We start from the raw sequence: 20635 nt of genomic DNA, 5'->3' as shown, positions 1-20635 counted from the left end.
CCGAATATGCGCTCCCCTCGTTGAGCTGGATCAATGAATCAAATGGGGGTGTTCTTGCCGGAGGCCAGGTCTGTCGGGCCACGAACACGTTCGATCCGCAGAACGATTGCCGGCGGGAGCCGATGGACGCCAGGGGGCATTTGGCTGTCCCGCAAGAACCGGGCAGAATGGCACGGGGCTTCGCTGCGAGTATCTCCGACGGCCATGGATCTGACCTTGCGTCTCGCCACGTTCCTTGTGACGGCATCGCTGCTTCTCGCGCTGCAACCGGCGCAAGCGCAATTGGCCGGACACGGCGGACCTGTCCGCGCGATCGCCGTCTCAGGCGATGGCAGGACGGTTCTGTCGGGTAGCTTCGACACCGCAGCGATCCGATGGTCTCTGGCAACCGAGTCTGCTGAGCAGGTTCTTCGCTTCCATTCGGGTGCGGTGAACGCGGTTGCCTTCCTCGGCGATGGAAGAATGGCAACGGCTGGTGCGGACGGCCAGATTGCCATCTGGACGTCGGGCCGGCCCCAGCCGGACCGGGTCTTCGCGGACCATACCGGACCCATTGTCGGGCTCGCCGTCTCGCCCGATGCATCAAAGCTCGCATCCGCCTCGTGGGACCAGACCGTACGGATCTCGTCGTTGTCCGACGGGGGCTCGCGCGTGCTGCGAGGCCACTCGCAAAACGTGAATGGCGTGGCCTTTGCCGCTGACGGACAATCGCTGGTGAGCGTCGGCTACGATCTGACGGCGCGGATCTGGCGCCTGCCGGACGGCAGCGCCGAGATCGTCACGGTGCCGTCGCCCCTGAATGCCGTAGCGATCTCGCCTGATGGCGAAATCGTCACCGGCGCGGCGGACGGCAGGCTGCGCATGATGACTGCCGATGGCAAGGCAGGCGGCGAGGTCACGGCCGGCGCCACGCCGATCGTCGCCTTGGCGGTCTCGCATGACGGCGCCCTGATCGCCGCGGCGGCAATTGACGGCACGGTGGCGATCGTCGATCGCAAGGCGGGCAGGGTGCTGCGCACGCTCGCCGGGCTGGGCGGGCCGGTTTGGTCGGTTGCATTCCTGCCTGATGGTGTGACGCTCCTGACCGGCGGCGCCGACGGCAAGATCAGGCGCTGGAACGCACTGACCGGCGCGGCGATCGGATCGAACGTGGAGGGCACGCCGGGGGACCCGCTCGCGGCCTATGCCGGCGATCACGGCGCCGAAATCTTCAGGGCCTGCGTCGCCTGCCACACATTGTCGGAGACGGAGCTGCAGCGTGCCGGTCCGACCCTTGCCGGATTGTTCGGTCGGAAGATCGCCTCGCTGCCTGGCTATCGCTTCTCCGACGCACTCAAGACGATGGACATCGTCTGGACGCCGGAGACCGTCTCAAAACTGTTCGAGATCGGGCCGAACGCCTATACGCCCGGCACGAAGATGCCGGAGCAGCACATCGGCTCGGCCGAGGATCGCCGCGCGCTCACGGACTTCCTGGCGCGTGCGACGTCGAAATAGCTCGATTTGGCGGCAGCCGCCTTGCGGCGTCCTCAAGCGAAGGCGTCAGGCCGCGATATCAGGCTCTAATACCCCGGCCATTGTTCCACCGGGATCTTCGTCAGCTCCGGGTTCTCCTTGAGCATGCGGGCGATATTGATGCTGGGATGTTCCTTGAGCGCTGCCACGACGCACTGGTTGACGTATTTGCGGCGCGACAGCCACTTGATCTTCTTGCCCTTCGCCTCGGCCTTGCAGGCGACGACCGCCTGCTTGAGGGCAACCTTTTCCGCCTTCGTAAGGGCTGCCTCGACGGCCGTGCCGGAGAGGACCGTGGTGACAAGGCACGTCGACAGAACCATCATGAATCGAGGCATGCGGCTAGTCCTTGTTCTCGCGTTGACGCAGGTAGTCATCCGTCGTCCGTGGTGGCGCACGTTGCGGCACGTCCTGGATCGGATCGAACTGTTGTTCGCTCATGACGATGACCCGGCAATCGGCGCACATCCGCAAGGTCTCGGTCCGGCGGTCCCCGGCAGGGTACATCCAATGCCGTCCCTCGAGTTTGGTCGCGATCCGATCGATCGTGCTCTTGACGCCGAAGGGCGTGCCACAGCGAACACACAGGGCCGGTTCCTCTTCCTTGATCACCCGCGCCGGCGCGCGTCTTGCCCGGAAGTCGATCTGCGGGGTGAGCCTGATGACTTTTTCAGGACAGGTGCTCTGACACAAACCGCACTGCACGCAGGCGTCTTCCACGAATTTGAGGACGGGGCGGTCGGGATCGGCGCGGAGCGCGCCGGATGGGCAGGCCGAAACGCAGGACAAGCACAGCGTGCAACCGCTGACGTCGACGGTGATCGCACCGATAGGTGCACCCTCGGGCAAGGCGATCACGTCGACCGGCTTGGGGGCGAGGCGGTGCAGTTCGCTCAAGCCGAAGCGAAGCAGATCGCCGCGCTTGCCGACCGTCAGGAAAGTCGCGGGATTATCGAGGCCGGCGAGGGGGCCAATCCCCGTCAGTTGCTCCGCCAGAGTGTCAGGATCGTCGGTTTCGATCATGCTCACGCGGGGGCCGTCAAATCCGAGTCCGGCAAGAATGGTCTCGGCCATCCGGATCGTCTGCAACGATCCGGTCACGTCGTGTCGTGGCTTGGCGCGCAGCAGCAGCCGCACGGCAGCCGCGCCATAGGCGAAGGCCCCGATGATGGCTTCCAGGCCGACCTGCGTCAGCTCGTTGACGGCGAGGGGGAGCACATTGGCCGGCAATCCGTCGCCATGGCGGGCGAGCGCATCGATCAGCGGCGTGCCGTGCTGGCTGTCGTGCAGCAGCAGGACCGGATGCGTTCCGCCGGCCTCGCGATAGGCGCGCAACATGGCGCGGAGGACCTGCAACTGGGTATCGGCGGTCGGCAGCGCGTAGGATGCCGCTCCCGTGGGGCAGGCAGCCGCGCATTGCCCGCAGCCTGCGCACACCTGCGCGTCGACTGCGACATGGTCACCGTCCGGCGTTATCGCGCCGGTCGGGCACAAATCGAGGCAGCGATGGCACCCGGTCAGCTTCGAGCGCGAATGCGCACACAGACTGGGTGTGAAGTCGACATATCTCGGCTTGTCGAAGCTGCCGACGAGATCGCGGGCCGCAAGCACCGCGCGCAGCATGGCCGCGGGATCTCTCGGATCTGCACGGAGATAGCCGTCCCGCAGATCGTGCGCGGGAAACAGAGGCGGCTCGCCGGAGAGGTCGAGCACGAGATCACAGCGCGAGATCGCGCCGTTGCGCGGGGCTTCGAACTCGAAGCGGGCGCGCGAGGACGGGCGTGGCTGGGCGTAGTCGTCGACCGTGAGCTCGAAGCCGCCAAAATGCCCCCGCGCGTTGCGGATCGTGCCCTTCACGATCGGGAACACCGCCGCGGCAGGCGGCACGACGTCTGCCGGCTTCCTGAGCATGACCGTGACGTCGAGATGGTCCGCCAGCAGCCGGCCGGCCTCGATCGCGGTCTCGTCGCGCCCATAGATGAGGATGATGCCGTCGCTCGACAATGTGACCAGCGGATAGTCCGGCGCGGGAATCGCCGCCGCCGCAAGCAATGCCGCCATCTTCGGGCCCGCCTTCGCGCCGTCCCGCGACCAGCCCGCCGTCTCGCGGATGTTGACGAAGCTGATCGGGCCGCCGCGTTCGCCCATCTCATTGGTGAACTGGCCGGCCTGCTGCGTGCAGGCGACGGTCAGCGGGCCGTCGAGTTTTGCGGCGGCGCGGAAATCTTCGAGCTCTGCGCCGCAGAGATGACGATGGCTCCTGATCTCGCAGTTGGGACAGCCCCGCTGGATCGCGGCCACGTCAAGGCGCATCGTGTCTTCACACGAGCAGATCAGGACGGTCTTCGCTGGCTGCTCCAGGTCGATCCCTCCGCGGGTGCGGCGCCGTCTTGCGGACTCGCGCCGTTCCTTCACCTCGTATAGATATTCACTATCGGAAGGAAAAGGAAAGTGGAGGACGGCCCTTGCGGTCGACCCCGACCAGCCGCGTGTCCGTGGCGGAAGCGATCCATCTGCCACCGCCATTCACGCTCGTCAGGTTGCGTGAGAGCGGAGACGCCTTTGCTCACGCTTGCCGCATCGCACCTAAAAGCGGTGCCGGCACGCTGGTGTGCGTCGGACGGTTCGATCTTGCCGAATTCGCCGTCGTGCTCGAGCCGGGCGAGCCCTTGGGCACCGCGCGGCGTGCCTTTTATGCCGGCATGGTCGCGCTCACCGACGCTCTGCGCGCCTATGCGCCGCCGCACAAGACGGTCGCGATCGGCTGGCCCGACACCGTCGTGATCGACGGTGGGCTGGTCGGCGGCGGACGGATGGGATGGCCGACGTCCGCGCGCGAGGACGAGCCGCCTGCCTGGCTGGTGTTCGGCGCCATGATCCGGACGGTCGCAATGGCCGATCAGGGACCGGGCGTTCATCCGCTCGCCTCCGCGCTGGATGAGGAGGGGTTTGGCGAAGCGGGAGCCGTGCAGGTGACCGAGAGCTTTGCGCGGCACCTGATGCGGGCGATCGATAGCTGGCAGACCGATGGCTTTGCCAGCCTCGCGCGCGATTATCTGAGCCGGGTTCCCCGCGAGCGGCGAACCGTGCTGCGGATCGATGACGGCGGCGATCTCCTCACGTGCCGCATCGGTGCCGACAGGATTGAACGCAGCGTGCTCGCCAAGGCGCTCGGAACGCCGTCCTGGTTCGATCCGAAGCTCGGAGGGCCGCGACTGTGAAACTGCTCCGCAGCATCGCGCTCGATCCCTCCGACACCTTCGTGTTCGATGTGGCGGCCGAGCCGGGCGAATGGGTCGTCTCCGGTGCCTTCCGCTTCTGCGATCAGGATCCGACGAAGCTGACCGGCAAGGCCCGCGTTGCGTTCCGCAGCGGTTTCCTCGGGGTGCAATCCTGGGGCTGGTCGACGCTGGTGCAGATCGTCCCTGCGACCGAGAACGATTGCAGCGCGCTGATCGACCGCCTCGCGAGGCGACTCGTCGATCGTTTCGGCGCGCCGGATCTGGCGACCGCGCGGACGGCGGCGGAAGAGGAGGTCGCCTTCGCGCAGTCGCTCTGCGACCATCCGGTCAGCTCGCTCATTGCCGTTCACCGTTCGGTGAGCGACGGCGAAGTCCGGGAATCGTTCCGCAGGCTGCAACTGCGCCAGGGTCAGGGACACAGCAAGGCGTTCTCGTTCATGGAAGTCGAAGACGATGTCGAGCCTGACGGTGATCTCAAGCTTGCCGATATGGGCCGGGAGTCGCAGCACCGATGAATGATTTCTGGATCGCGTGCGGCCACCATCTGCTCGATCGCGACGAGAGCGGTGGGCTTTGCGTCACCGACGAGTTCCTGAAGGCCTATTTTGTTCGTCCGGAGCTGATTCCCCCGGACGAAGCATGCCCGGTCGAGCGGCGGCTGCACCGCGCGCTGCTCGCTTCTCCCCGCAGGCCGGTCGGCGCGGAAGAGATTGAAGCGATTGTCGATGCCGATGCCCGGGAGAACTGGCGGCTTGTGCTTGCGTTCCGCGATCTCCTCGTGCGGCACCCGACGCTGGAGCAGGCCTATCTTGCAACCGTCCGGTCCGGGACCAACGACTTGCCGCCGCTGTTCGTCAATCAGCTCGTGCACGTGATCCTGCGCAATGCGCTCGACGGCTGCGATGATCCGTTCGTGCTGCGCGCAGCCGAGCTGTTCTTTCGCCCGCAGCGCATCCTGCCGCAGGAGCAGGCCCTGCTGCTCGGCGATGAAGAGGTCGTCGGTGGACAGACTCCGACCCCGGTGCTCTCGCTGATGTCGATGCTGGGGGCGGTGACCGATGCCGAGCTCGACGTCTTGCGCGAGGACAATGCTGACGACTACTGGCGCCGGAGCGATCATTTCGACATGGCATTCGACCTCACCGCAGGCGGCCGCGGCCCGGCGGCGCTGGCGCATGCGATGGTGCGCTGGATCTCCCATCTGCTCGGGATCGACGTCGGCATTGAGCCGCTGCGCGAGCTGCGTGATGCACGTCTCACCTGGTATGTCGGGCTCGACGCCGACGCGACCAGGCTCGGCGACCGTCTCTGGCACGGCGAGCAGCTCGACGATCGCAGCGCCGGGCGCGTGCTCTCATTGTTCCGCCTGACATTTGCGGACACGAGCGCGGCCGCAGACGAGATGCGGGGCGAGCCGGTCTATCTCATTCTGTCGATGAACGCCGATCAGAAGCTCCGGATGAAGCCGCAGAATTTGCTGACGGGGCTACCGGTCAAACATCTGGAGATGGCGACATGAGTCCGGCAGCGCTGCCGCTTGTGCGCGTTCCCGTCGGTGTGGTGGTCGAGCGGCACCAAGCGGATTCGCCGTGGACCGACTTCGTCTGGCGCGCGGTCGCTGTGCTGCCCGACGAACCGGACACAAAACCCTGGACAGTGCTTCGCGAAGAGAATGGGACGACGCTGTTTTATGCCGGCAGCGCTACGGTCGATCTCTATGGTTCCGAGACGGCGCGCTATCGCGACAATCTCGCCTCGGGCAGTCCGGGCATCTGGACCGTATTGTCGCCGGCGGAAGGCGCCTGGCCGCCCTATTCGGTGGCTGCCGCGACCGCCGATCCTTCGGAAGGGGAGGCGTTCACGGAGGCCGGTGCGAATCTGGTCGAGGCCGTCCCCATGCCGGAGATGCTGCGTGAGCAGATTGAAAGCTTCATTGCCGAGCACCACGTCGAACGTGAGTTCTTCAAGCGCAAGCGACGGCAGGCCGATCCGGAGGCGCTCGCGCGCCGGCAGCATGAAGGCGGACACGAATGAGTGAGGACAAGTTCCTGACGCGCTGGTCCCGTCGCAAGCAGGAGGCAAAGGCGAACGCCACGCCACCGGACCCGGCGATGCGCGACGACATGCAGTCGATGCCGCCGCCTGCCGTGAACGACGAAGCCACGGAATTCGACCTCTCGAGCCTGCCTTCGATCGACTCGATTACGTCGGCGACCGACATCACGGCATTCCTGCGCAAGGGAATTCCGCAGGAGCTGACGCGTGCGGCGCTTCGTCGCGCCTGGAGCGCCGATCCCGTCATCCGTGACTTTGTCGGGCTTGCCGAGAACGCCTGGGACTTCAACGACCCGACCGCGATGCCGGGCTTTGGCCCGCTGGATTGCTCCGAGCCAGAGCTCGCCGCGCTCATCGACAGGATCGTCGGCGGCCTCGGCAAGCCGGCCGAGGCGCTGCCTGAGCCCCCAGTTGAAGTCGCGGATTCTTCGCAGGAATTGTGCGAGGTCGCGCTGCCGGGCATCACGGCCGAAGAGGCCGCGACCACGGGATCCGCGCCTGATCCTGTTGCAACGCAACGAACGGTCGCCGACAGCGCCGAAAGCGAACGTCCGTCGGTTGAACGCCGCACGCACGGCAGTGCGCTGCCTCGCTAGAGACCGCGACGAAAAGCTATAGCCTCAGACTATGGCGCCGATTGACCCCCCGTTGGACCGGGACTACGCTTCGCTAGCGCTTTGTAACAAAAGCAAAATCAGCACCCAGGACTTGGATGGAGGTCCACGTGCGTGATGCTGGCCTTGAGCGAGCCATTGACGCCGCTGGCGGCGTTGCAGAGCTTGCGCGCAAAATCGGCATCAGCCAGCCCTCTGTTTCGAACTGGAGCAAGGTTCCCGCGCAACGGGTGATCGCTGTCGAAGCCGCCACCGGCATATCGCGCGATAATTTGCGGCCTGATCTGTACAGCGAGCCGCTTAACGCTGAAGCACCGATCGATTCTGTCGATGTCGCACGTGCGCAGGAATATCTGCTGCTCGCGACACTCTTGTCCGCCGCCCCCTCAGGGAAACTGCTCGATCAGCTTGCTGCATTGGCCGTCGATGCGACGCCGCTCGGGCGCGCGCATGCCGGGCTCGCCGCAGCCGCCGCCAATGCAGTCCCAGCGAAAGTCGAACGCGAATATTTCGAGCTGTTCACAGGTCTCGGCCGCGGCGAACTCTTGCCCTACGCCTCCTACTATCTGACCGGCTTTCTCAATGAGCGGCCGCTGTCGCGCCTGCGTGCGGACCTCGCAGCGTCCGGGATCGAGCGCATCGCGAATAATTCCGAGCCGGAAGATCACGCGGCGATCCTGTGCGAGATCATGGCAGGCTTCGCGTCAGGCCGTTTCCCGGCGGCCTTCGACACGCAGCGCGCTTTCTTCGGCAAACACGTCGCGCCTTGGATGGGGCGGCTGTTCGCCGACATCGAGCGCGCGGAGAGCGCCGTCTTCTATCGTGCGGTCGGTGCGCTCGGTCGCGCCTTTATCGAAATTGAGACAGAAGCATTCACGTTCGCGAACTGACCCGCATCCGCAGGTCCAGGAGAGATGCGATGAGTGAAGACAGGACAACCACAGTCGGGCGCCGCGATTTCCTGCGCAAGGTCGGCGTCGGCACGGTGGGCGCCGGCGCGACACTCGCAACGCCGCTGGTCGGGTCTGCACAGGCCGACAGCGAAACCAACGATGAGAAGCGCAAGGCGCGCTACAAGGAAACCGATCACGTCAAGGCGTTCTACCGCGTCAATCGTTATCCGGCCAAGGGAGGTTGACCGTGCTGATCAAGCGAACAAACCAGCGTTCCCTGCGCCAAGGCTCCGCCGCCAGCTCCCCCGCAGATCAGGCCGGTGGCCTCGACCGCCGCAGCTTCCTGCGCAAATCCGGTCTTGCCGGCGGCGCGCTTGCCGCGTTCGGCACCTTGCCGTTCGGCAGCGTGCGCAAGGCGGAAGCCGCGGTGGCCGGTCCGCTTACGGCGGGCGCAACCGTCCGCAAGAGCATCTGCACGCATTGTTCGGTTGGGTGCACGGTGACGGCCGAGGTCTTGAACGGGGTATGGATCGGCCAGGAACCGAGCTGGGATTCGCCGATCAATCGCGGCTCGCATTGCGCCAAGGGCGCGTCCGTGCGTGAGCTCGTGCACAGCGAGCGGCGGCTGCGCTATCCGATGAAGCTGGTGGGCGGGCAGTGGACCCGCGTCCCCTGGGACACCGCGATCAACGAGATCGGCGACAAGCTGCAGGCTGTCCGTGAGAAGTCGGGTCCCGATTCCGTCTATTGGCTCGGCTCGGCCAAGATGACCAACGAAGGCGCCTACCTGTTCCGCAAGCTCGGCGCGTTCTGGGGCACCAACAATACCGATCACCAGGCCCGCATTTGCCATTCAACCACCGTCACCGGCGTCGCCAACACCTGGGGCTACGGCGCGATGACCAACAGCTACAACGACATCCGCAATGCGAAGACGCAGGTCATCCTGGGCGGCAATCCGGCCGAGGCCCATCCCGTCTCGCTGCAGCATCTGCTCGAGGGCAAGGAGCTGCAAAGGGCCAACTTCATCGTCATCGACCCGCGCCTGACGCGCACCGCCGCGCACGCGACCGAATATGTGCGGATGCGGCCGGGCACCGACATTCCGGTGCTCTACGGCATGATGTGGCACATCCTCCAGAATGGCTGGGAGGACAAGGAGTTCATCCGGCAACGCGTCTACGGTTTCGACGACCTCAAGAAGGAGGTCGAGAAATGGCCTCCTGAGGAAGTCGAGCGCGTCACCGGGATTCCCGGCGAGCAGCTCAAGCGCGTCGCCAAGATGTTCGCCACCGAGAAGCCGGCAACGCTGATCTGGGCCATGGGCCAGACGCAGAAGACCGTGGGCACCGCCAATGTGCGGGCGAGCTGCATCGCGCTGCTGATGACCGGCAATGTCGGCAAGGCCGGCGCCGGCGCCAACATCTTCCGAGGCCACGACAACGTGCAGGGCGCGACCGATGTCGGGCTCGATATCGTCACGCTGCCGTTCTACTACGGCCTCGCCGAAGGCGCCTGGAAGCACTGGTCGCGGGTCTGGGAGGTCGACTATGACTTCCTGAAGTCGCGGTTCGATTCCAAGCAGATCATGGAAACCCCCGGTATTCCGCTGACCCGCTGGTTCGAAGCGGTGACGTTGCCGAAGGAGCAGGTTGCCCAGAAGGACAACGTGAAGGCGGTGTTCGTGCAAGGACACGCCTCCAACAGCATCACCCGTATCCCTGAATCTCTCAACGGCCTGAAGGCGCTCGAGCTGCTCGTCATCGCCGATCCGCATCCGACGACCTGGGCCTCGCTCGCGGTCGAGGCGGGACGCACGGATGGCGTCTACATTCTCCCGGTTGCCACGCAGTTCGAGTGCAAGGGGTCGCGCGTCGCTTCCAACCGCTCGCTGCAATGGGGCGAGCAGATCGTGAAACCGATCTTCGAGTCGAAGGATGATCTCGAAATCATCTATCTGATGGCGAAGAAGCTCGGCTTCGCCGACCAGATGTTCAAGAAGATCAAGGTCGAGAACAACCTGCCGGAGGCCGAGGACGTGCTGCGCGAGATGAACCGCGGCAGCTGGTCGACCGGCTATTGCGGACAATCGCCCGAGCGCCTCAAGGCGCACATGAAGAACCAGGCGAAGTTCGACATGTTGACGATGCGGGCGCCGAAGGACGATCCCGAGGTTGGCGGCGACTATTACGGCCTGCCTTGGCCGTGCTGGGGATCACCCGAAGTCAAGCACCCCGGCACGCCGCTGCTCTACAACACCAATCTGCACGTGATGGACGGCGGCGGCACGTTCCGGCCGCGGTTCGGCGTCGAGCGCGAGGAGAAGCTGCCGGACGGCACGACGCGGAAGGTGAGCCTGCTCGCGGACGGCTCTTATTCGTTGGGGTCGGGAATCCAGGACGGCTATCCGGAATTCACGCTGGCGAGCCTGAAGAAGCTCGGCTGGGACACCGAGCTCACCGAAGCGGAAATGGCCGTGATCAGCAAGATCAACCCGGCCAATCCGGACACCGTGTCGTGGTCGCTCGATCTGTCGGGCGGCATTCAGCGCGTCGCGCTGGCGCATGGCTGCGTACCCTACGGCAACGGCAAGGCGCGCATGAATGCCTTCGGCTTGCCGGATCCGATCCCGGTTCACCGCGAGCCGATCTATACGCCACGCGTCGATCTCGTCGCCAAATACCCGACGCTGCCCGACGCCAAGCAGTTCCGGATGCCCAATATCGGATTCTCCGTGCAGAAGGCCGCAGTGGAGAAGGGCATTGCAAAACAGTTCCCGCTGATCCTGTCGTCCGGCCGTCTGGTCGAATATGAGGGCGGCGGCGAGGAGACGCGCACGAACCCGTGGCTCGCCGAATTGCAGCAGGACATGTTCATCGAGATCAATCCCGCTGATGCGGCCGATCGCGGTGTCAAGGACGGCGGCTGGGTCTGGGTCACCGGCGCCGAGAACAATTCCAGGGCAAGGATGAAGGCGCTCGTCACCGAGCGGGTCGGCAAGGGCGTTGCCTGGATGCCGTTCCATTTCGGCGGCTGGCTTGCGGGCAAGGATCTTCGCGGCAATTACCCGAAGGGCACCGATCCGATCGTGCTCGGCGAAAGCGCGAACACGATCACGACCTATGGATACGATCCCGCGACGGGCATGCAGGAGCCCAAGGTCACTCTCTGCCAGATCGCGGCGGCATAAGGAGCAACGACCATGGCACGTATGAAATTTCTCTGCGACGCCGACCGTTGCATCGAGTGCAACGCCTGCGTCACGGCCTGCAAGAACGAGCACGAGGTACCCTGGGGCATCAACCGCCGCCGGGTCGTCACCATCGCCGACGGCAAGCCGGGCGAACGCTCGGTCTCGATGGCCTGCATGCACTGTACGGACGCGCCCTGTGCGGCGGTGTGCCCGGTGAACTGTTTCTATACCACCGCCGACGGCGTGGTCCTGCACTCCAAGGATCTCTGCATCGGCTGCGGCTACTGCTTTTACGCCTGTCCGTTCGGCGCGCCGCAATATCCGAAGGTCGGCAATTTCGGCTCGCGCGGAAAGATGGACAAATGCACCTATTGTGCCGGCGGCCCCGAGGCCGATGGCAGCAAGGAAGAATACGAGAAATACGGTGCGAACCGGCTTGCGGAAGGCAAGCTGCCGCTGTGCGCCGAGATGTGCTCGACCAAGTCGCTGCTCGCCGGCGACGGCGAGATCATTGCGCAGATCTACAAGGAGCGCGTGCTGAAGCGCGGCTACGGCTCAGGCGCATGGGGCTGGAAGACCGCCTATCGCGAGACGATCGAGTCCTGACAACGGCCTGGCGCGGGTCGCGTCGATATCGGGAGGACCTTATGGCGTGTTTTGCACGATCTGTTCGGCTCGTCATTGGCGTGGCTGGACTCCTGCTGCTCGTCTCCGCGGCTTCCCCGTCGATCGCCCAGCAGGTCAACCCGACCGCAAGTTCGGTCAAGGAGCAACAGCTTCTGCAGGAACTGAACCGGGTGCAGGGACGCGTCAGCATTCCCGACCAGCGCTCGGGCGTTCTCGAACAGCCGGCAGGCCGTGAATGGCGCGAGTTCCGGAATGTGACGCTGCGCTGGATCGGCGGCATCGCGATTCTTGGCATGCTCGCGGGGCTGGTCATCTTCTATCTCAGCCGCGGGATGGTGCGACTGCAGAGCGGGCGTTCGGGCCGGACCATCGTGCGCTTTGGTGCTTTCGAGCGCTTCGTGCACTGGATGACGGCGACTTGCTTCATCATTCTGGCGATCTCGGGATTGAATGTCACTTTTGGACGTCCGTTGCTGCTGCCGCTGATCGGCCACGAGGCGTTTTCCGAATGGTCGCAATGGGCAAAATACGTTCATAACTATCTCAGCTTCCCGTTCACCATTGGCGTCGTGCTGATCTTCCTGATGTGGATCGGGGGCAATATCCCGAACAAGGTCGATGTCGATTGGATCAAGCGCGGCGGCGGCATCGTCGGGCACGATCATCCGCCGGCCTATCGTTTCAACGCCGGCCAGAAGGCGGTCTACTGGATCGTGGTTATCGGCGGAGGTCTGGTGGCAGCGACGGGCTATGCGCTGATGTTCCCGTTCTACCTGTCAGGCATCGAAGGGATGCAGCTCGCGCAGATCGTCCACTCCATCGTGGCGGTGCTCTTCACGGCAGTGATGCTGGCGCACATCTATATCGGCACGATCGGCATGGAAGGCGCGTTCGAGGCGATGGGAAGCGGCACCGTCGATGTCAATTGGGCCAGGGAACACCACAGCCTCTGGCTTGAGGAGGAGAATGCGCGCCAAGCCCGACCCCAGCCCTCGGTCACCGCGGCGGAGTAGGCGGGACGCGCGCGCTCGACGCGGAGGCGCTACAGCCGTACGCCCGTCGTCGCAAAGGCCTGTGCGACCGGCTCTTGCACGCGGTTTAGCGCCAACGCCCCGATCGTCGCCAAGACGACGGCGACGACGCAGGCGAGCAAGAAGACTTTCATTGCCGTTCTCCCAAAACTGATCGGGATGCCGTGAAAGTCTACACAAGATGGCGCGTCGCGAACAGCGCTGTCCGGCGCGCGTGAGCAGCCGTAGCTCAAGCCTTCGGGCGCAAGCGGCGACTTTCGGGAGGTTGCACCATCGAGACGTCGCATCCCGTGTTAGGTTGTTGGGCAGTATGCGTGGAGGGATGGATTGATCGCGCAATTTGAGCCTATGGAATTCCTCCGTCGCCCCAATCCGCGCAGGGGTCGGGTGGCGAAAATAGATGAATAGAATTAATGACTTAATGTGGAAATTCTGCGTGACCCCGACACTGGGTTGGACTGGCTGATCTTAAGGTCGGGTAGATGATGTTTGCTCTCGGCACAGAGCATGCGCGTGAGGGCCAGCGTCCCGCTCCAGAAGTCAAAATGGCGCTCCCGCCTGCGCGCTTGCTGAACTGGCTTTGATTCAGATCAACCCACGATGCGCTCCGATGCTCTGTTTATCGTGCGAGGTCCCGGGTCCAATGGGGAGCGCCGTGGCAGCCTGGAAGCACGCTTTGAGGGTCCTCCGCGCGACATTTATCGACGGCGACGCAAACAGCCGGCGCGCCGCGCATGGGTTGCAGCCATGCCGAAGCGATGTCGCAACGGGTCAGCTTCATTCTCGAGCGCCTGCAGTTCGCTCGATGCGGATTGCGGGATGCGTTTTGAGCGTTGTGGTCGTGCTGACCTCGACGGATTGTCTCGCGATGGAGTTTTCCCGTGTCCCGGGGTGCTTTGGAGATGTCTTGAAGCTCAGTGGAGATATCAGGGATGGGGACTTTGTCCGCTTTCGCGGATATCTGGCGACTGAACGCCGGATCGTTGGCCTCGATCTCGATTCCCGAGGTGGATCTCTCTACGAAGGCTTCCGTATCGCCATGCTCGCGCACCAGAAGCAGATCGCCAGTTATGTTTCCGGAGAATGCGACTCGGCCTGCGCTTTTATCTTCCTGGCGAGCAGGAAGCGTTATGTGGCGCCAAATGCCAAGATCGGCGTCCATTCGGTTTCCAATTTACACGGCAACGAGGACAGTCGAACGATTCGTGACACGATCAAGCTTGCAAGGTTGTCGGCCAAGCTCCGTATTCCTCCGTCGGCCATCGGCAGGATGGTGATGACTCCGCCGGGAAAGATCTCCTTTTTGAACAAGGAAGAGCTCGCTTCGCTGAAGGTCATGGAGCGGAATCCGTTTGACCGCACCGTTCGTACGGCAACCGCGGAATCAAGGAGTAGCTCCATCTGCGGCGCGGCGTCCTCGAAGAGCGCGTCGGAGCAGGAACGTCCGACGCGGAACGCCGCCGGCTCGAAGGGAAGCTAGGGGCGCTGGATGAGCGGGCCTTGGGCCGAGCCGGCTCGTATGGCTCAATTGGGTCAGTCAAGCCGCCGCACGTGACCTTGATTGCTTGGCACAAGCTGCACTGGTCTCTCCATCCCGCCGCGATCTACAATGGCAGTCATGGGATATGCCAGTGACAGATTCCGGCGAGTGCGTGGCGCAAGCCAGCCGGCTGGCTTGCGCCAGTGGCTGCGTCGCTGGCTTGCAGCGGCCGACCGCGATATTGCCTTCAGGGTCGCGGTCGTGACGGCCGGAATGCTGTCGACCGCGGCGATCGCCTTTGGATTGCTATCGTCCTGAGCGCGCCTCTTGTTCGCCGTGTGTGATGCTGAAATCGTTGTTCTGAGGTGCTCCGCCCGCGAAGCTCTGACAATATGAGCCATCGTCTCCAGCACGACACGGATCATTCCCGGCGGCAATGAATGCACTTCGAACTGGCTGAAAAGTCGAGCGCACGTCGAGACCGTCTGGCGGCCAAATTGGGCGTCGGGGCCTGCGCCGCGACCTTCCTGTTTTGCTGCGCGCAACCGACGGCGGCGCTGCCGCTGACGCCGTTCCGCTATGAGGCCCAGGCTCAGCGGCATTGCCCCGGCGATAGCGTGGTCTGGCTCGATTTTCGGCGCGGACGCTACTACCTCAAAGGGCAAAGCCGCTATGCCAGGGGCTTCGATGGCGGCTTCGTGTGCAGGAACGAAGCGCGCGAAAGCGGCTACCGGCGTTCGCTGCTCGGCCTGCGGTGACGTCACCGAAGGCCGGCCTGGCACGTAAAGACGGCACTACCATCCGTAATAGTAGCGTGGCCGAGCGTAATAGCCATAGCCGCCGCCCGGCGGGCAATAGTCGTAGCCATAGCCGCCGCCATAGCCGTATCCGCCGCCATAGCCGCCATAGTAGGGATACCCGCCATAGTAGGCCGAGCTCGCGATGGCTCCGCCAACGATCGCACCGGCGGCCGCGGCGCCCCAGCCTCGATAGCCCCATCCACGATAGCCTCCCCAGCTGCCGTAGCCTCGCCAACCGCGATAGCCCCAGCCGCCGCCGCGCCAGCCGCCCCAGCGCACCTGAAGGGCGGTATTGGCCTCGACCATGCCCTTCATGGCCGCGACGTTGGTCGGCAGTGGCGCCGCCTGGCTCGCGCCAATGCCGACCATGCTCGCAAGCAGGATCAGGGCCGGCAGGGTCTTGGTGTTCTTCATGACGTCCTCCACATCGGGGTGACATAGCCAGTCGCGATCGAAGCAGCCAAATCGAGAGCGGCTTTCCGATCCATGAGCAGGCCGAGCCTGTCAGCCGCCGCCGGCCGATGCTTGATTTGAATCAAAGTGGCGCGGGGGCGGTGCCAGACGATTGATCCTGCAGCTTGGGACAATTGCCGCGGATAGGCAGGCCGCGGCCTAAAGGGGGCACGATCGCGCTCGTATCCCGACCGCGAAGGCATCCCGGCAAAGTTGGAGCGGCCCCGATTCCTGCGCCCGAACCGGGGCCGCTTCTTCGGCGAAAGTCCGGACGCGTCACGCTTGATCTGAATCAAGCCGTGCACAGCAAGGCGATGGCACCGCTTCCCGCGTCGCTGCTGATGCTCAATCGAAAGCACGCTCTTGAAAACCCTGCGCCAGCTCGTGACCGGAGACGAGTTCATCCAGCTCGCAATTCGCCTCGGATTGCTGGCGCTGTTGATCTACTGGTCGTACGTCCTGGTCAGCCCGTTTGTGCCGATCCTGGCCTGGAGCGTGGTGCTCGTGGTCGCGCTCTATCCCGTCTTCACCTGGCTCGCAGCAATGCTCGGCGGCCATGCCGGCATCGCGGCGCTCGTGCTGACCTTGATCTCCCTGGGAGTCGTCATCGGGCCGGCGACCTGGCTCGGAATCGGAGCGGTGGAGGGGATGAGGGAACTCGCCGAACAACTGGGCGCCGGCAACGTGGTCGTGCCGTCGCCGCCGGCGGAGGTCAAGGATTGGCCGCTGATCGGCGGCCCACTCCATGAGATCTGGGATCGGGCGTCGACCAATCTGCGTGCCGTGCTGCGCGAGGTCGTGCCGCATCTGAAGCCGTTGGCCGGGACCCTGTTTGCGTTTGCCAGCAATGCCGGGATCGGGATGCTGAAGTTTCTGCTGGCGGTCGTCGTGGCAGGATTTCTGTTTCCGTATGGCTCGCGGCTTGCAGCGGCGTGCCGGAGCTTCCTGTCCCGCATCGTGCCGGAGCAGAGCGAGCACTTCCTCGATCTTGCTGGTGCGACCATCCGGGCGGTTTCCCGCGGCGTGATCGGCGTCGCCGTCCTGCAATCGCTGCTGGCCGGCATTGGCTTCAAGCTGGCGGGGATCTCGAGCGCGGGGCTGCTGGCGTTTGTCGTGATGCTGCTCGCGATCGTGCAGATCGGTGCGGCAATCGTGCTGTTTCCGGTGATCATCTGGCTATGGTCGGCCAAGGACTTCGCGACGGCGCTCGCCCTCACGTTCTTCTTCCTGGTCGTCGGCGTCCTCGACAATGTGCTGAAGCCGCTGGTGATGGGGCGGGGCCTGACCACGCCGGCGCTCGTCATCTTCGTCGGCGTGATCGGCGGCACGCTTGCCCACGGCATCTTGGGCCTGTTCATCGGTCCAATCATTCTCGCGGTCGCCTGGGAATTGATCACGGCATGGATCCGGGACGACCGCGCCCGGCTGGCGGGAGAGCGATGATGCTGTTTCAGCTCCTCGTGGGATCGGCGGTGAGCGCGATCAACATCGCGATCCATTCGCTCTGGACAGTCGCGGCCATCGGGTTGCTTCGCAACGTTGCCTTGAGCGCGCCCGGCCGGGCGGGGCTGCAGCTCAGCGGCGTGATGGTCGCGACCGCGCTTGCGCTGATGCTGGCGCACACGCTCGAGATCGTGGTGTGGAGCCTGGCCTATTGGGTGCTCGGCGCCGCACCCGCCGGCAGCAATCTGCTGTATTTCGCCTTCGTGAACTACACCACGCTCGGCTATGGCGATGTTGTCCCGGTCAAGCAGTGGCTGTTGATCGGACCGATGGCGGCCATGAACGGCATTCTCATGTTCGGGTGGTCGACCGCGGTCCTGTTCGAAGTGTTGCAAAAGACCATCGAGCGCCAGGCGGCGCTCACGAAATCACCCTGACGTCGTGGTCAGTTGTCCAGCCTGGCCAGCTGGTCGCGGTCAACCAGCATGATTTCGCGCTGGTTCGAGCCAAGGAAGTTGAGCGCGCCGTAGGCGTGCAGCTTGGACAGTGCACGTGACACGGTTTCGAGCGTCAGCCCGAGATAGTCGGCAATATCACGCCGGCACATCGGCAAGGCGACGACGCCGACTCCGGTCAGCCGGCGGTCCATTTCGAGCAGAAACGCGGCAATCCGCTCCAATGCGGTCTTGCGGCCGAGCAGCAGCATGTGCTCCTCGGCATGCCGGAGGTTGCTCGTGGTCATGACCAGCAGGTTGCGAGCCAGGGCGAAATCGGAATCGGCCACGCGTTCGAGGCTCATCCGCCTGATCAGATGCACGTTCGTGTCGACGATGGCTTCGGCGGTGAAGCGGTGAGTTTCGGCATTCTCGAGGCCGAAGATGTCCCCGACGAGGTGAAAGGCGCCGATCTGGCGGCGTCCGTCGGAGAGCAGCTTGTAGCTGCGGACCGCCCCCGAAACGACCTGGTAGACGTACTCCGCCGGCTCCTTCTCCCCGTAGATCTCGGTGCCTTTCCTGTAGTGGAATTCGCTGGTGGTGCAGTTGGCGTGCCGGGCGGTCAGCCCACCGAGGATGCTCGGTACATTGGCCGGTCTGACATTGACGCGAGCGAACATGGACTAACCCTCTTGGGTAACGACTGTTGCAGCGTCCGCGGCGGCTCGAAATGCTTGTCCGCGCGCAATGACTACGACAGGGCCCGGCCAGTCTCTATTGGTCTTGAGGTCATTGTCCTAAAGGACAGGGTGCGCCAAATGCGGCGATTTGTTCGCAATTGATGCGCACCATCTTAGATTACTTTTCAATTTTCACGCCGATAACCGGGTGCTATTTTTTGAACCCGTTGGTCTCCGGCTCCGAACGCTATGGGCAAGGCAATTCGGCTCTCTGGACTGGTCATTCTGCTGGCTGCGCTGTTGGCGCCGGCTGTCCTCCGGGCGCAAGGGATGCGCCCGCATTCGATGCTTGTGCTGGACCAGTCTGATCGGCGTGGCCCCTTTTACTACCAGGTGTTCGTTGGCTTACGGGATGCGGTGAGCACCCACGGTCACGCACCGACCACCGTCTACACGGAGAGCCTCGATCTCAATCGCTTCGGTGGCGAGGCCTATCAGGAGGATTTCCGGCGATTCCTCGAGGCAAAATATCGCGATCGGCCGATCGGCGTGGTGGTCACCATTGGAGCGGCTGCGCTTGAACTTGCGCTCCGCTGGCGTCCGCAGCTATGGCCCGATACGCCCATCGTGTTTGCGCTGGTCGAAGAGGCGGATTTCAAGCGATTGCGGCCGCCCGCCTATGTCACCGGCGGCATCTTGAGCTCGAAGCTCAGGGATGCCGTCACGGCCGCCCGTGCCGTGGTGCCGGACCTCAAGACCGTCGCGCTCGTTGGCGCGGAGTGGGACGGGCAGGTTCTGTTTCGCAGCTGGAAAGACCAGGCAGCGGCCGGCATTCCGGGACTCGACATCGTCGAGATCATCGGACGTCCGATGCCTGAGATCGTTGAGCGGGTCGCAGCGCTTCCCGACCGTAGCGCGATCATCTACACGGGCCTCTATAGCGACGGAAAGGGCAACTACTATCCGCCCTCGGATGCCCTCGCATTCGTCGCGGCAAGAGCCAACCGCCCGATTGTCGTCGCTGCGGAGACCTTCCTCGGGGCGGGTGGCATCGGCGGATTCGTTATGGTCCCGTCTCTGATCGGTGCCGAGGCTGCAGGAAGGGCGCTGCGGATTCTGGATGGTGAGGCACCGGAAAGCCTGCCACCGTCGGTCATCGATGCGGTGAAGCCGATCTTCAACTGGCGGCAGATGCAGCATTGGAACGTCAGCGAAGCCCGTCTGCCAAAAGGTAGCGAGATTCGCTTCCGCGAACCGACCTTCCTGGAAAAATATCGTTGGCGCGCCGTCGCCCTGGCCACGGCATTATTGGTTCAAACAACTCTGATTGCGTTTCTGCTGCATGAGCGTCACATGCGGCGGAGCGCCGAGGTCGAAGCCCGCAATCGCCTGTCTGAGCTCGCCCATATCAATCGGCAGGCGACTGCCGGAGAACTCTCGTCCTCGATCGCCCATGAGCTCAACCAGCCGCTCGGCTCGATCCTGACCAATGCCGAGAGCGCGGAGCTGATCCTCGCTTCGCCGACACCCGACCTTCAGGAGGTGCGGGAAATCATTTCCGACATCAAGCGCGATGATCTGCGTGCAAGCGAGGTGATCCGCAGGATGCGCAGTCTGCTCAAGCGTGCGCCATTTGAGAAGAAGGAGATCGACCTCAACCAGACCATGCAGGAAGCATTCGATTTCCTCAAGCTGCAGGCCTCGGCGCGCAACGTCGCAATCTACCTGCAGACCTCGCCGCAGACCCTGCGGGTGAAAGGTGACCCGGTGCAGTTGCAGCAAGTCATTCTCAACCTCGCGGTCAATAGCATGGACGCGATGGCCAAAATGCCCTACGGGCGCACCATCATCGGTCGTACGGAGGTCAATGGGGACGCGTCGGCGGTGATTTCCATCAGCGATTCCGGGCCGGGAATTCCGCAGGACAGGCTGAACGACATCTTCGATCCGTTCTTCACCACAAAGGAGCAGGGCATGGGCATTGGCCTCTCCATCGCGCGGACGATCGTTCTGGCGCATAGCGGTCAGCTCTGGGCCGAGAACCAGTCTGGAGGAGGCGCGGTATTCCACCTCTCACTGCCGCTGGCGGCGTAGCGCGTTTGGGTCTTGTTTGCCGAGGAGCAAGGTTCGATTTACGACCAACGCAGTATTTTCAGCCATGGCTGATGGTCATTC

General features: G+C 64.0%; 21 protein-coding genes. 16 read left to right on the top strand and 5 right to left on the bottom strand.

The genetic code is table 11. From position 1 onward, the window contains the following. Window positions 1-204 precede the first annotated feature (204 nt). Window positions 205-1497 (top strand): c-type cytochrome, encoded by a 1293-nt coding sequence (locus tag E2I15_RS26430; protein WP_137479349.1) that lies wholly within the window; start codon window positions 205-207, stop codon window positions 1495-1497. Between the two features lie 65 nt (window positions 1498-1562). On the opposite strand, the gene E2I15_RS26425 is transcribed toward E2I15_RS26430, so the two are convergent. Both E2I15_RS26425 and E2I15_RS26420 read right to left on the bottom strand, forming a co-directional pair. Next, complete coding sequence (locus E2I15_RS26425) at window positions 1563-1841, bottom strand: hypothetical protein (protein WP_246729444.1); 279 nt, start codon at window positions 1839-1841, stop codon at window positions 1563-1565. Window positions 1842-1857: 16 nt separating this feature from the next. Next, a complete protein-coding gene (locus E2I15_RS26420) occupies window positions 1858-3828 on the bottom strand; it encodes a 4Fe-4S binding protein (RefSeq protein ID WP_137479267.1) in 1971 nt (656 codons plus the stop codon). Window positions 3829-3980: 152 nt separating this feature from the next. Here E2I15_RS26420 and E2I15_RS26415 point away from each other — a divergent pair, with 152 nt between their 5' ends. From E2I15_RS26415 to E2I15_RS26370, 10 genes are all read left to right on the top strand, one after another. Continuing rightward, a complete protein-coding gene (locus E2I15_RS26415; RefSeq protein ID WP_246668105.1) occupies window positions 3981-4736 on the top strand; it encodes a biotin/lipoate--protein ligase family protein in 756 nt (251 codons plus the stop codon). Continuing rightward, window positions 4733-5272: a DUF6505 family protein gene (locus tag E2I15_RS26410; protein ID WP_137479266.1), complete on the top strand. Its 540-nt coding sequence runs from the start codon at window positions 4733-4735 to the stop codon at window positions 5270-5272. Before E2I15_RS26415 ends, E2I15_RS26410 begins: the two co-directional genes overlap by 4 nt. Beyond that, window positions 5269-6276 carry a DUF6352 family protein gene (locus E2I15_RS26405; protein ID WP_137479265.1) on the top strand — a complete coding sequence of 336 codons (1008 nt, stop codon included), beginning with the start codon at window positions 5269-5271 and terminating at the stop codon, window positions 6274-6276. Before E2I15_RS26410 ends, E2I15_RS26405 begins: the two co-directional genes overlap by 4 nt. Next, window positions 6273-6791, top strand: coding sequence for a DUF3305 domain-containing protein (locus E2I15_RS26400; RefSeq protein WP_137479264.1), 519 nt, complete (start codon window positions 6273-6275; stop codon window positions 6789-6791). Before E2I15_RS26405 ends, E2I15_RS26400 begins: the two co-directional genes overlap by 4 nt. Continuing rightward, complete coding sequence (locus E2I15_RS26395; RefSeq protein ID WP_137479263.1) at window positions 6788-7408, top strand: DUF3306 domain-containing protein; 621 nt, start codon at window positions 6788-6790, stop codon at window positions 7406-7408. The genes E2I15_RS26400 and E2I15_RS26395 overlap by 4 nt, the downstream gene beginning before the upstream one ends. A gap of 128 nt (window positions 7409-7536) precedes the next feature. Then, on the top strand, window positions 7537-8316 hold the full coding sequence (locus E2I15_RS26390) for a Cro/CI family transcriptional regulator (protein ID WP_137479262.1): 780 nt from the start codon (window positions 7537-7539) through the stop codon (window positions 8314-8316). Window positions 8317-8345: 29 nt separating this feature from the next. Then, window positions 8346-8564, top strand: coding sequence for a twin-arginine translocation signal domain-containing protein (locus E2I15_RS26385; RefSeq protein ID WP_028334130.1), 219 nt, complete (start codon window positions 8346-8348; stop codon window positions 8562-8564). A gap of 2 nt (window positions 8565-8566) precedes the next feature. Beyond that, complete coding sequence (locus tag E2I15_RS26380; protein ID WP_137479261.1) at window positions 8567-11509, top strand: formate dehydrogenase subunit alpha; 2943 nt, start codon at window positions 8567-8569, stop codon at window positions 11507-11509. Between the two features lie 12 nt (window positions 11510-11521). Then, window positions 11522-12118 (top strand): formate dehydrogenase FDH3 subunit beta, encoded by a 597-nt coding sequence (gene fdh3B, locus E2I15_RS26375; RefSeq protein ID WP_011088224.1) that lies wholly within the window; start codon window positions 11522-11524, stop codon window positions 12116-12118. Between the two features lie 41 nt (window positions 12119-12159). After that, window positions 12160-13152: a formate dehydrogenase subunit gamma gene (locus E2I15_RS26370; protein WP_137479346.1), complete on the top strand. Its 993-nt coding sequence runs from the start codon at window positions 12160-12162 to the stop codon at window positions 13150-13152. A 29-nt stretch (window positions 13153-13181) separates the two neighbouring features. Here the strand turns inward: E2I15_RS26370 and E2I15_RS39580 are convergent, their stop codons facing one another. Further along, the gene (locus E2I15_RS39580; protein WP_276486542.1) at window positions 13182-13304 is read right to left on the bottom strand and encodes a hypothetical protein; all 123 of its coding nucleotides are present in this window, start codon (window positions 13302-13304) and stop codon (window positions 13182-13184) included. A 773-nt stretch (window positions 13305-14077) separates the two neighbouring features. Here E2I15_RS39580 and E2I15_RS26365 point away from each other — a divergent pair. Further along, entirely contained in the window at window positions 14078-14650 is a 573-nt protein-coding gene (locus E2I15_RS26365; protein WP_170991541.1) for an ATP-dependent Clp protease proteolytic subunit, read from the top strand. Between the two features lie 440 nt (window positions 14651-15090). Next, window positions 15091-15408 (top strand): hypothetical protein, encoded by a 318-nt coding sequence (locus E2I15_RS26360; RefSeq protein WP_137479259.1) that lies wholly within the window; start codon window positions 15091-15093, stop codon window positions 15406-15408. Window positions 15409-15444: 36 nt separating this feature from the next. Here E2I15_RS26360 and E2I15_RS26355 read toward each other — a convergent pair whose 3' ends face one another. Then, the gene (locus E2I15_RS26355) at window positions 15445-15864 is read right to left on the bottom strand and encodes a hypothetical protein (RefSeq protein WP_137479258.1); all 420 of its coding nucleotides are present in this window, start codon (window positions 15862-15864) and stop codon (window positions 15445-15447) included. Between the two features lie 402 nt (window positions 15865-16266). On the opposite strand from E2I15_RS26355, the gene E2I15_RS26350 reads away from it, so the two are divergent. Together E2I15_RS26350 and E2I15_RS26345 are read left to right on the top strand one after the other, a co-directional pair. After that, a complete protein-coding gene (locus tag E2I15_RS26350) occupies window positions 16267-17346 on the top strand; it encodes an AI-2E family transporter (protein WP_137479257.1) in 1080 nt (359 codons plus the stop codon). After that, entirely contained in the window at window positions 17346-17783 is a 438-nt protein-coding gene (locus tag E2I15_RS26345) for a potassium channel family protein (protein WP_170991540.1), read from the top strand. The genes E2I15_RS26350 and E2I15_RS26345 overlap by 1 nt, the downstream gene beginning before the upstream one ends. Before the next feature lie 8 nt (window positions 17784-17791). Here the strand turns inward: E2I15_RS26345 and E2I15_RS26340 are convergent, their stop codons facing one another. Beyond that, entirely contained in the window at window positions 17792-18460 is a 669-nt protein-coding gene (locus E2I15_RS26340) for a helix-turn-helix domain-containing protein (protein WP_137479255.1), read from the bottom strand. 249 nt (window positions 18461-18709) lie between these two features. Between E2I15_RS26340 and E2I15_RS26335 the strand changes: the two genes are divergently transcribed. Then, entirely contained in the window at window positions 18710-20554 is a 1845-nt protein-coding gene (locus tag E2I15_RS26335) for a sensor histidine kinase (RefSeq protein ID WP_155262575.1), read from the top strand. The last annotated feature ends 81 nt before the right edge of the window (window positions 20555-20635 follow it).

The organism is Bradyrhizobium sp. BR2003, from assembly GCF_009720285.1.
Lineage (GTDB): Bacteria > Pseudomonadota > Alphaproteobacteria > Rhizobiales > Xanthobacteraceae > Bradyrhizobium > Bradyrhizobium elkanii.
Note: the sequence above shows the minus strand (reverse complement) of the source record. Positions and strands in the feature narration are given on the sequence as shown.

Bases quoted from the DNA above. Each gene is read 5' to 3' on its own strand.
- E2I15_RS26335 (WP_155262575.1), top strand. From the start codon at position 18,710: ATGGGCAAGGCAATTCGGCTCTCTGGACTGGTCATTCTGCTGGCTGCG.
- fdh3B (WP_011088224.1), top strand. From the start codon at position 11,522: ATGGCACGTATGAAATTTCTCTGCGACGCCGACCGTTGCATCGAGTGC.
- E2I15_RS26385 (WP_028334130.1), top strand. From the start codon at position 8,346: ATGAGTGAAGACAGGACAACCACAGTCGGGCGCCGCGATTTCCTGCGC.
- E2I15_RS26360 (WP_137479259.1), top strand. From the start codon at position 15,091: ATGCACTTCGAACTGGCTGAAAAGTCGAGCGCACGTCGAGACCGTCTG.
- E2I15_RS39580 (WP_276486542.1), bottom strand. From the start codon at position 13,304: ATGAAAGTCTTCTTGCTCGCCTGCGTCGTCGCCGTCGTCTTGGCGACG.
- E2I15_RS26425 (WP_246729444.1), bottom strand. From the start codon at position 1,841: ATGATGGTTCTGTCGACGTGCCTTGTCACCACGGTCCTCTCCGGCACG.
- E2I15_RS26355 (WP_137479258.1), bottom strand. From the start codon at position 15,864: ATGAAGAACACCAAGACCCTGCCGGCCCTGATCCTGCTTGCGAGCATG.
- E2I15_RS26340 (WP_137479255.1), bottom strand. From the start codon at position 18,460: ATGTTCGCTCGCGTCAATGTCAGACCGGCCAATGTACCGAGCATCCTC.
- E2I15_RS26370 (WP_137479346.1), top strand. From the start codon at position 12,160: ATGGCGTGTTTTGCACGATCTGTTCGGCTCGTCATTGGCGTGGCTGGA.
- E2I15_RS26405 (WP_137479265.1), top strand. From the start codon at position 5,269: ATGAATGATTTCTGGATCGCGTGCGGCCACCATCTGCTCGATCGCGAC.
- E2I15_RS26345 (WP_170991540.1), top strand. From the start codon at position 17,346: ATGCTGTTTCAGCTCCTCGTGGGATCGGCGGTGAGCGCGATCAACATC.
- E2I15_RS26420 (WP_137479267.1), bottom strand. From the start codon at position 3,828: ATGCGCCTTGACGTGGCCGCGATCCAGCGGGGCTGTCCCAACTGCGAG.
- E2I15_RS26430 (WP_137479349.1), top strand. From the start codon at position 205: ATGGATCTGACCTTGCGTCTCGCCACGTTCCTTGTGACGGCATCGCTG.
- E2I15_RS26395 (WP_137479263.1), top strand. From the start codon at position 6,788: ATGAGTGAGGACAAGTTCCTGACGCGCTGGTCCCGTCGCAAGCAGGAG.
- E2I15_RS26400 (WP_137479264.1), top strand. From the start codon at position 6,273: ATGAGTCCGGCAGCGCTGCCGCTTGTGCGCGTTCCCGTCGGTGTGGTG.